We start from the raw sequence: 9,862 nt of genomic DNA on the forward strand, positions 1-9,862 counted from the left end.
CCGGGCGGGCCGTGGCGGTCGCGGCGGTTGCTCGCTGATCCGGCCGGACGCCCCGGGACCGCCCGGGCGCGGTGCGGCGGTGGGCGTCCCGCTCTGACGCTGCTCGATGGCCCGGTGCAGGGCCGCGAGCTCGTCCGGACGCAGCGTCCGGGTCGCGCCCGGGCGCAGGTCGCCGAGCACGACCGGTCCGATCTTGGTGCGGACCAGGCGGCTCACCGGGTGACCGACCGCGGCGAGCATCCGCCGGACGATGTGGTTGCGCCCCTCGTGCAGGACGACCTCGACCTGGGCGGTGTCGCCCTGGGTCTGCACGACCCGGAAGCTGTCGACCGCCACCGGGCCGTCGTCGAGTTCGACGCCCGCCTGCAGCCGCTTGCCGAGATCACGTGGGATCGGCGCCGGCACCTCGGCCAGGTAGGTCTTGGTGACGCCGAAGCTCGGGTGCATGAGGCGGTGAGCGAGGTCGCCGTCGTTGGTGAACAGCAGCAACCCCTCGCTGTCGGCGTCGAGGCGCCCGACGTGGAACAGCCGCTCGGGGCGGTCACGCAGCAGGTCCGCGACGGTCGGACGTCCCTGCGGGTCCGACATCGTCGACAGGTACCCGCGCGGCTTGTTGAGCAGCAGGTGCACGCGGTCGGGGTCGACCTCGACCCGGTCGCCGTCGACGGTGACCACGGCGGTGGAGGGGTCGATCTTGCGGCCGGGGCGTTCGACGGTCTCGCCGTCGACCTGCACCCGGCCCTGCGCGATGAGTTCCTCGGCGGCCCGCCGGCTCGCGACCCCGGCCCGGGCCAGCACGACCTGCAGCCGGACGCCGGTGTCGTCGCCGGTGTCGTCGCCGGCGTCGTCGCCGGTCTCGTTGCCGGTCTCGCTGCCGGTGTGGTCGTCGGGAGCGGTCACGGTCGTCGGCTCACAGGTCGTCGACGTCGAGGCCGTCGGCGTCGTCGAGCGCGGACAGGCTGGCGGCATCGGGCAGCAGCGGCGCGAGGCTCGGCAGCTCGGCGAGCGACTGCAGGCCCATCCGCTCGAGGAACAGGTCGGTGGTGGCGAGCAGCGTGGCTCCGGTGTCGGGGTCGGTGCCCGCCTCGACCAGCAGGCCGCGGCCGAGCAGGGTGCGGACCACGCCGTCGACGGTGACGCCGCGGATCGCGGAGATCCGCGCCCGGCTCACCGGCTGCCGGTAGGCGACGACGGCGAGGGTCTCCAGGCTCGCCTGCGAGAGCTTGTTGCGCTGCCCCTCGAGCAGGAACGCCTCGACCGCGGGCGACCATGCGGTGCGGGTGTACAGCCGCACTCCCCCGGCGATCTCCCGCAGTTCCACGGCGCTGTCGCGCTCGTCCAGGTCGGTGCGCAGGGCCGCGAGCGCGGTCTCGACGTCCGGCACCGGCCGCTGCAGCGCCGCCGCGAGCGCCTCGGCGCTCACCGGGGCTTCGACGACGAACAGCACCGCCTCGACCGCCTTGCGCAACGCGTCGGGGTCGTCGAGGTCGAGCGCGTCGAGCCGCGACGCCACCGCCTCGGGGTCGGCCGCCGACTCCGTCTCGTCCGTCTCGTCCGTCTCGACCGCCTCGACCGTCTCGACCGTCTCGACCGCCTCGACCGTCTCGGCCGACTCAGCGTGGTCGGCCGTCTCGACCGCGTCGGCCGTCTCGACCGCGTCGGCCGTCCCGGCTTCGTGCGCCGACTGCTCGTCGGTCGCGGCCGCGTCGACCGGCGTCTCGGTCACCCGTACTCCTCGTCGATGTCGATGTCGGTCGGCTCGGCCACGTCGGGGGTGGGAGCCGCAGCGACGTCCTCGACCGGCTCCGCGCCGGTCGGTCCGGTCGGTCGTTCGTCCTCGGGCACCCAGTGCACCTGCAGGTCACCCAGGGCCGTCACCTGGTCGAACAGCACCACGCCCTCACGGTAGAGCTCGAGCAGGCCGAGGAAGCGGGCCACCACCTCCAGCGTCGACTCGCAGGCGGTGGTGAGGTCGCGGAAGGAGGCGCTGCCGAACACCGCGAGGTGCTCGCGCATCGAGGCCATGTGCTCGCGGACGCTCACCCGCGCGGCGTGGATGTGCCCGACCCCGACCTCCGGCACCGGCCGCGGGGTCATGGCCCGGACCGCGAGGGCGGCGAAACGTTCGGGGCTCACGCCGATCTCGACCGGCGGCAGGATGCCGACGAACCGCTCCTCGAGCTCCGCCGACCGGGAGTGCCGACGGCCGGCGGAGCGCTCGAGCTCGGCCAGGTGGGCCGCGGCCATCTTGTAGGCGCGGTACTGCAGGACGCGCGCGAACAGCAGGTCGCGGGCCTCGAGCAGGGCGAGGTCGTCCTCGTCCTCGACGTCGGCCGCGGGCAGCAGCCGCGCGGCCTTGAGGTCCAGCAGCGTGGCCGCGACGACGAGGAACTCGGTCACCCGTCCGAGGTCGAGCGCCTCGGCGGGCTCGTCGCCGTCGGCGACGGGCGGGTGCAGGTAGGCGAGGAACTCGTCGGTGACCTGGGAGAGCGCGACCTCGGTGACGTCGAGCTTGCGGTTGCCGATGAGCGTCAGCAAGAGGTCGAACGGGCCCTCGAAGTTGGTGAGCTTGACGCTGAACGGGTGCGACGCCCGGCCCCCCGCGACCGCGGTCTCCGGCCCGGCCGCCGGGGCCAGGGCGGTCTCAGGCGGCACGGGCGGTGCGCGCCAGGACCTCGCGCGCGAGGTGGCGGTAGGCCTTGGCGCCGGCCGAGCTCGAGGCCCAGGTGGTGATCGGCTCACCGGCGACGGTGGTCTCGGGGAACCGGACGGTGCGGGTGATGACGGTGTCGAAGACCTGGTCGCCGAACGCGTCGAGGACCCGCGCGAACACCTCGCGCCCGTGCAGGGTGCGGCCGTCGTACATGGTGGCGAGGATGCCGTCGAGGGTGAGGTCGGGGTTGAGCCGGTCGCGCACCTTGTCGATGGTGTCGATGAGCAGCGCGACCCCGCGCAGGCTGAAGAACTCGCACTCCAGCGGGATGATCACGCCGTGCGCGGCGGTCAGCGCGTTGACGGTGAGCAGGCCGAGCGACGGCTGGCAGTCGATGAGCACGTAGTCGTACTCGGGCAGGACCGGCCGCAACGCCCGCAGCAGCGCCTGCTCGCGGCCGACCTCGGTGACCAGCTGCACCTCGGCCGCCGACAGGTCGATGTTGCTCGGCACCAGGTCCAGGCCCGGCACCTTGGTGCGGACCACGACGTCGGCGATCGAGGTGTCGCGCTCCATGAGCAGGTTGTAGACCGACAGGTCGAGCGCGTGCGGGGCGATCCCCAACCCGACCGACAGCGCGCCCTGCGGGTCGAAGTCGACGAGCAGCACCCGGCGTCCGAGTTCGGCGATCGACGCCCCGAGGTTGATGGTCGAGGTGGTCTTGCCGACCCCGCCCTTCTGGTTGCACAGCGCGATGACCCGCGCCGGCCCGTGGGTGTCGATGAGCGGCGGTTCGGGGATGCGCCGCTTGACGCGGGCAGCCGCCGGATCGCTCGACGTGGGGTCGACTCGGGGACCCGCGGTGTCACGCGGGTCGGGCTCGGAACGGGCGGGAGCGGCCATCGGCGGCGACGCTACCCGCGCCCCGCACGCACGCCGGGCACGTCGCGCCCGGCGAGTATCTCTGCCTCTAGTTGAGGTTCAGGCCGCTCAGCGCAGGGCGCGCGGGTGGGCGAGGGCCCACACCTCGCGGAGTTGGTCGACGGTGACCAGGGTGTAGATCTGCGTCGTGGTCACCGAGGCGTGACCGAGCAGTTCCTGCACCGTGCGGACGTCCGCCCCGCGTTCCACCAGGTGGGTCGCGAACGAGTGACGCAGGGTGTGGGGCGAGATCGAGGCGGCGCCGGACCCGACGCCGACCCCGGCCCGCTCGGCCGCGGTGCGCAGGACGGTCCAGGCCGACTGCCGCGACAGCGATCCGCCGCGGGCGTTGAGGAACAGCTTCGGGGTGGCGTGCCCGAGCGCGGCGAGTCCCGGCCGGGCGCGGACGAGGTAGGCGTCGACGGCGGCCACGGCCATCGACCCCAACGGCACCAGCCGCTGCTTGCCGCCCTTGCCACGCAGGATGACGACCTTCTCGACGAGGTCGACGTCGTCGACGTCGAGGCCGACGGCCTCGGAGATCCGCGCGCCGGTGCCGTAGAGCAGTTCGACCAGCGCCCGGTCGCGCAGCGCGAGCGGGGTGCCGTCGAACCCGGCGGCCTCGATGATGGCCTCGACGTCGTCGAGGGAGATGGCCTTGGGCAGCCGGCGCGGCGGCTGCGGCGGCCGTACCGACGCCGCCGGGTCGGTGGCGGCCAGCCCGTCACGGACCGCGAAGCGGTGCAGTCCGCGCACGGCCACGACCGCCCGGCCGGCGGACGACGCCGAGAGCGCCGGGTGGTCGTCGTCGCCGGTGCGCAGGTAAGCCAGGAAGTCCGCGACCACGGCCGGGGTGATCGCGTCGACGTCGCTGACGTCGCGCGCGGCGAGGAAGTCCAGGTACCGCAGCAGGTCACGCCGGTACGAGCTCAGCGTGTTGGTCGCCGCGCCCTTCTCGACGGTCAGGTGGTCGAGGTAGCCCGCGACGGCGAGGGCGGGCGCAACGGACACGCCCGCATCATCTACGGCGCGAGGTCCGGTTTCGCGGACCACGGCGCGTCGGCGGGTCGCAACCCGGCGAAACCGTCGCGCTGGGCCCGGTCGGCGGCGAGGATCCCGGCGACGGCGATGGAGTTGGTGATCTCGCCCGCGAGGACGGCGTCGGCCGCGTCGGCCAGCGCCGACCGCGACACGGTCAGCTCGACCTCCTCGCCGGTGGCGTCGTAGGCCTCGGTGGCGTCGGTGAGCTCCCGCGCGAGGTAGACCCGCACGGCCTCGTCGGTCATGCCGGGCGTCGTGTAGAGGTCGACGAGCACGTCCCACCGCGCGGCGTGCAGCCGCGCCTCCTCGAACAGCTCGCGGGCCGCGGCGCGGACCGCGGGTTCGCCGGCGACGTCGAGCAGGCCCGCCGGCAGTTCGCGCAGCCGCCGCCGGACCGGGTAGCGGTACTGCTCGACGAGCACGACGGCCCCGGCGTCGTCGAGCGCGACCACGGCGACGGCCCCGGGGTGCCCGACGTACTCGCGTTTCGCGGTGCCGTCGGGCATCTCGACCTCGTCGACCTTGACCTTCAGCACCCGTCCGGAGAACACGGTCTCCGACGACAGCGTGCGGTACCGACCCTCCCCCGAGTCGCTCATCCGGCGAACGTCGCCGCGGGGACGCCGACCTCGGCCTCGGCCTCGACGTCCTCGACGCCGATCGGCAATCGCGCCTCCTCGTTGTAGGCGAGCGCCGCACCGACGAAGGCGCGGAACAGCGGGTGGGGGCGGGTCGGGCGCGACTTGAGCTCCGGGTGGGCCTGCGTGCCGACGAAGAACGGGTGCACCTCGCGCGGCAGTTCGACGAACTCCACCAGGTGGCCGTCGGGCGAGGTGCCGGAGACGACCAGGCCCGCGGCCTCGAGCCGGTCGCGGTAGCGGTTGCTGACCTCGTAGCGGTGGCGGTGCCGCTCGGAGACGTGGGTCGACCCGTAGGCCTCGGCGGTGACGGTGCCCTTGCCGAGGGTCGCGGGGTAAGCGCCCAGGCGCATGCTGCCGCCCAGGTCGGCGTTGCCCGCGACGATGTCGACCTGCTCGGCCATGGTCGCGACCACCGGGTCCGACGTGTCGGGGTCGAACTCGCTGGAGCTGGCGTCCGCGATGCCCGCGAGGTTCCGCGCCGTCTCGATCACCATGCACTGCAGACCGAGGCACAACCCCAGGGTCGGGATGCCGTTCTCGCGGGCGAACTTGATGGCGCCGACCTTGCCCTCGATGCCGCGGATGCCGAACCCGCCGGGGATGACGACGCCGTCGACGTGCGAGAGCAGTTCCGCCGCCCCCGCCGAAGTCTCCGCGCCGTCCGACTGGGTCCAGACGATGTTCACCTTGGCCTTGTGGGCGAATCCCGCCGCGCGCAGCGCCTCGGTGACCGACAGGTAGGCGTCGGGCAGGTCGACGTACTTGCCGACGAGCGCGATGGTGAGCTCGTGACGCGGGTGGTGGACGCGGTCGAGCAGCGCGCCCCACTCGGTCCAGTCGACGTCGCGGAACGGCAGCCCGAGCCGGCGCACCACGTAGGCGTCGAGGCGTTCGCCGTGCAGCACCCGCGGGATGTCGTAGATGCTCGGGGCGTCGGGGCAGGAGATGACGGCTTCCTCGTCGACGTCGCACATCAGCGAGAGCTTGCGCTTGATGCCCTGCGGGATGTCGCGGTCACTGCGGCAAACGATGGCGTCGGGCTGGATGCCGATGTTGCGCAGGGCCGCGACCGAGTGCTGGGTCGGCTTGGTCTTCAGCTCCCCCGACGGCGCGAGGTACGGGACGAGCGAGACGTGCAGGAAGAACACGTTGTCGCGGCCGACGGCCTGGCGCACCTGGCGGGCGGCCTCGAGGAACGGCAGCGACTCGATGTCGCCGACCGTGCCGCCGATCTCGGTGATGACGACGTCGGGAACGTTGCCCTGTGCATCGACCTCCCCCATGGAGAGGATGCGGGCCTTGATCTCGTCGGTGATGTGCGGGATGACCTGCACGGTGTCGCCGAGGTACTCCCCGCGCCGCTCCTTGGCGATGACGGTCGAGTACACCTGGCCGGTCGTGACGTTGGCCTTGGCGGCGAGGTCGGTGTCGAGGAACCGCTCATAGTGCCCGACGTCGAGGTCGGTCTCGGCGCCGTCCTCGGTGACGAAGACCTCGCCGTGCTGGAACGGGTTCATCGTCCCGGGGTCGACGTTGAGGTACGGGTCCAGTTTCTGCATGGTCACGCGGAGACCGCGTGCCGTGAGGAGGTTGCCCAGGCTGCTGGCCGTGAGGCCCTTGCCGAGCGAGGAGGCGACGCCTCCGGTGACGAACAGGTGCCGGGTGACGTGCGCGCGATCCACGGACCGCCACTCTATCCCGAGCCGGCTCACACCAGGGAGGAGTACACGCCGACGACCTGCTCGACCGTGTCGCGCTCGGTGGGCCAGGTGGCCGCGCGGGCCCGGCCGCGGGCGCCGAGCGCGGCGCGAGCGGTGTCGTCGGCGAGCAGGTCCGCCACGGCCGTGCGCAGGGCCACGACGTCACCGGGTGGCACCGTCACCGCGGCGTCGCCCACGAGTCCGGGCAGCCCACCGACCGCGGTGGTGACCAGTGGCACCCCGGCCCGCAGGGCCTCCTGCGCGAACAACGACCGCGCCTCCCACCGCGAGGGCAGCACGGCGAGGTCGGCCGCGGCCAGCAGGTCGGGGACGTCGTCGCGCCGCCCCAGCAGCCGCACGGGGGCGTGCGAGGACGAGATCCGTGCGGCGAGGTCGTCGTGCAAGGGGCCGTCACCCGCCACCGCGACCACGGCGTCCGGCCAGCCGGTCGCGGCGTCGATCAGGACGTCGAGCGCCTTCTGCGGGTGCAGCCGGGCGACGGTGAGCACCAGCCGGTCCGAGGGCGCCACCCCGAGCGCGGCGCGGACCTGGTCCCGGTCGTGCCTGGTAGCCGGCGGGTCGAGGGCGACCGGCGCGACGCGGACGTCGCGGGCGCCGAGCGACCGGGCGCGGTCGGCCAGGTCGTCCGACGCCGCCAGGGTGACGGTGGCACGGCGGGCGACGAACCGCTCCCCCAGCGCCAGCACCGCGCGGGCGAGGCGACCGTGCTCCTCGTCCAGGACGGCGTTGTGCCAGGTCACGACGAGCGGGGTGCGGCCCGCGGCCGACCCGCCGAGGACGCCGGCCCGCAGCCCGTGCGCGTGCAGTACCTCGACGTCGAGAGATCGCACCGTGCGGAGGTCGAGCCGCCCGCGGGTGGGTGAGAACCCCGCGCCCGTCGCGGTGAACGCGAACAGCTCCTCGGTGGACGGCGGCCCGGCGACCGTCACCTCGTGACCGCGGGCCACCAACCCTGCGGCCAACGACCGGACGTGCGCGCCCACCCCGCCGGTGCTGGTCGCGAGCAGCAGCCCCACCTTCACGGGCTCCACCGTCTCATCGCCGCACCAGCCGCTGCCGGAGCGTGGTGTCGGTGCCCACCGCGACCGCACCGGCGACCGCCAGGGCCGACGCTCCCGCCGCGAGCCCCCAGCCGAGCCCGGCCAGGCGACCCTCGTCCGTGGCGAGGCGGCCGACCAGCCAGCCGACCACGCCGCCCGCGACCGCGCCGAGCACGGCCCGGACCAGCGCCCCGGTCGGCCACCCCGCTCCCACCCGGGTGCTGGCGACCAGCAGCCAGACCGCGGCGACGCTCACCCCCACCGCGTTGCCGAGCCCCAGGGCGAACGCCCGGTCGCCGGCGGGCAGGGCCGCGGCCAGTACGAGGTCGACCACGACGACCACCACCTGCCCCGCGACCTGACCCAGCGCGGCGGCCGTGACCTGGCCCGTGGCGTACAGCGAACGGGCCAGCAGGGCGACCAGCGACCAGCCGAGCAGGCCGACGGCGAACGCCACCAGGGCCGGTGCGAACTGGGCGCGCGCCGGGTCGGAGGTGTTCGCCCCCGACAGCAGCAGCGCCCCCGCGGGTTCCGCCACCGCGACCAGCACGGCCGTCGCGACCCCGGCGGCGGCGGTCACCAGCCGGGTCGACGAGCCGAGCGTCGCCGCGTAGGCCGGGCGGTCGCCTGCGTCCCACGCCGTCGCGAGGCGGGGGTAGCTCGCGGTGGCGACCGGTACGGCGAGCACGGCCCACGGCAGCAGGAACACGGTCTGGGCGGTCGTGACGACCACCGCCAGACCGGAGGTCGTGCCGTCGTTGGCGAGGCGCAGCATCACCGCGGCGGCGAGTTGTTGCGCCGCCAGCGCGGCGGCGCCGGCCAGGGCGGTGCGACGGGCGATCGCGGCCAGGCCGTCGGGGAAGCGCAGGGTGGGCCGGATCCGGACTCCCGCGCGCAGGGTCGGCACCACGAGGCAGCCGGCCAGGACGACCACACCGAGGGTGGTGCCCACCGAGAGCACCAACTCGGGCCCGCGGGCGAGGTCCGCGCGGCCGGGCGCGACGTCGGCGGTGGCGCCGTAGACGAGGTAGGCGGCGATGACCACGAGCGAGGACAGCAGCGGCGCCACGGCGGGCCACCCGAAGTGGTGCGCGGCCTGCAGGGCCCCGCCGAGGACCGCCCCGAGCCCGTAGAACACGACCTGCGGCGCGAACACCACGAGCATCCGGACCCCGAGGTCGTGGGCGCCGGCGCAGCCGGAGTCGGGTAGCAGCACCCGCACGAGCACCGGTGCGGTCGCCGCGATGACCACCGCGAGCGCGGCGGTGGCGAGCAGGGTCCAGCCCAGCAGGGCCGACACCGCGCGCGAGGCCCGGTCGAGGTCGCCGGCGGCGAATGCCGGGGCGACGACCGGGACCACCAGCGCGGACAGCATCCCGCCGGCGACGATGTCGAAGACGATGTTGGGCAGCGTGTTGACGGTCGTGTAGACCGACCCGACGCAGTCGGCGCCGACGGCCTGGACGAACACGACGGTGCGACCGAACCCCGCGATGCGGGCGACGACGGTAATGACGGCGATCAGCGCTGCTCCGCCCGCGACCGTGCCTGCGGCGCGTCGTGGGCTCACGGGGCGTCCGGGGGCCGTCGTCCGAGGTCGTCGAGCGCCCGCAGCCACCCGGTGCGGGCGATGACGGCCGAGAAGCTGACCCGCTCCGACACCAGCACCAGGGCGGTCGTGACGGCGGCGGTGGCCGCGGCGGTCGCGGGGGCGCCGCTCGCGAGCCGCAGACCGAGCAGTGCTCCGAGGGCGTTCGCGCCGGTGTCGCCGAGCATCACCCGCTCCCCGAGGTCCGCGGGCAGCACGGCGGACGCCGCCCCGGCCGTCGCCGCTCCGAGGGCGCC

General features: G+C 74.4%; 8 protein-coding genes and 2 pseudogenes. All 10 read right to left on the reverse strand.

Annotated features, from left to right (window positions below; all coding sequences use genetic code 11):
* Window positions 1-105: 105 nt before the first annotated feature.
* Window positions 106-807, reverse strand: a pseudogene (locus ACXR2U_RS23350) (pseudouridine synthase); the annotation flags it as partial.
* Between the two features lie 103 nt (window positions 808-910).
* Window positions 911-1,726, reverse strand: coding sequence for an SMC-Scp complex subunit ScpB (gene scpB, locus ACXR2U_RS23355; RefSeq protein WP_458827494.1), 816 nt, complete (start codon window positions 1,724-1,726; stop codon window positions 911-913).
* Entirely contained in the window at window positions 1,723-2,655 is a 933-nt protein-coding gene (locus ACXR2U_RS23360) for a segregation and condensation protein A (RefSeq protein WP_458827495.1), read from the reverse strand. Before ACXR2U_RS23360 ends, scpB begins: the two co-directional genes overlap by 4 nt.
* A complete protein-coding gene (locus tag ACXR2U_RS23365) occupies window positions 2,645-3,556 on the reverse strand; it encodes a ParA family protein (protein ID WP_458827496.1) in 912 nt (303 codons plus the stop codon). Before ACXR2U_RS23365 ends, ACXR2U_RS23360 begins: the two co-directional genes overlap by 11 nt.
* A gap of 87 nt (window positions 3,557-3,643) precedes the next feature.
* Window positions 3,644-4,585: a site-specific tyrosine recombinase XerD gene (locus tag ACXR2U_RS23370; protein ID WP_458827497.1), complete on the reverse strand. Its 942-nt coding sequence runs from the start codon at window positions 4,583-4,585 to the stop codon at window positions 3,644-3,646.
* An 11-nt stretch (window positions 4,586-4,596) separates the two neighbouring features.
* Window positions 4,597-5,214 (reverse strand): NUDIX domain-containing protein, encoded by a 618-nt coding sequence (locus ACXR2U_RS23375; RefSeq protein WP_458827498.1) that lies wholly within the window; start codon window positions 5,212-5,214, stop codon window positions 4,597-4,599.
* Window positions 5,211-6,938 carry a CTP synthase gene (locus ACXR2U_RS23380; protein WP_458827499.1) on the reverse strand — a complete coding sequence of 576 codons (1,728 nt, stop codon included), beginning with the start codon at window positions 6,936-6,938 and terminating at the stop codon, window positions 5,211-5,213. The genes ACXR2U_RS23375 and ACXR2U_RS23380 overlap by 4 nt, the downstream gene beginning before the upstream one ends.
* Before the next feature lie 26 nt (window positions 6,939-6,964).
* Window positions 6,965-8,008, reverse strand: coding sequence for a glycosyltransferase family 4 protein (locus ACXR2U_RS23385; RefSeq protein WP_458827500.1), 1,044 nt, complete (start codon window positions 8,006-8,008; stop codon window positions 6,965-6,967).
* 4 nt (window positions 8,009-8,012) lie between these two features.
* On the reverse strand, window positions 8,013-9,587 hold the full coding sequence (gene murJ / locus ACXR2U_RS23390) for a murein biosynthesis integral membrane protein MurJ (protein WP_458827501.1): 1,575 nt from the start codon (window positions 9,585-9,587) through the stop codon (window positions 8,013-8,015).
* Window positions 9,584-9,862 (reverse strand): annotated as a pseudogene (locus ACXR2U_RS23395) (hypothetical protein); the annotation flags it as partial. The pseudogene ACXR2U_RS23395 and the gene murJ, both read right to left, overlap by 4 nt.

The sequence above is a fragment of the Jatrophihabitans sp. YIM 134969 genome (assembly GCF_054456675.1).

Bases quoted from the DNA above. Each gene is read 5' to 3' on its own strand.
- ACXR2U_RS23375 (WP_458827498.1), bottom strand. From the start codon at position 5,214: ATGAGCGACTCGGGGGAGGGTCGGTACCGCACGCTGTCGTCGGAGACC.
- ACXR2U_RS23365 (WP_458827496.1), bottom strand. From the start codon at position 3,556: ATGGCCGCTCCCGCCCGTTCCGAGCCCGACCCGCGTGACACCGCGGGT.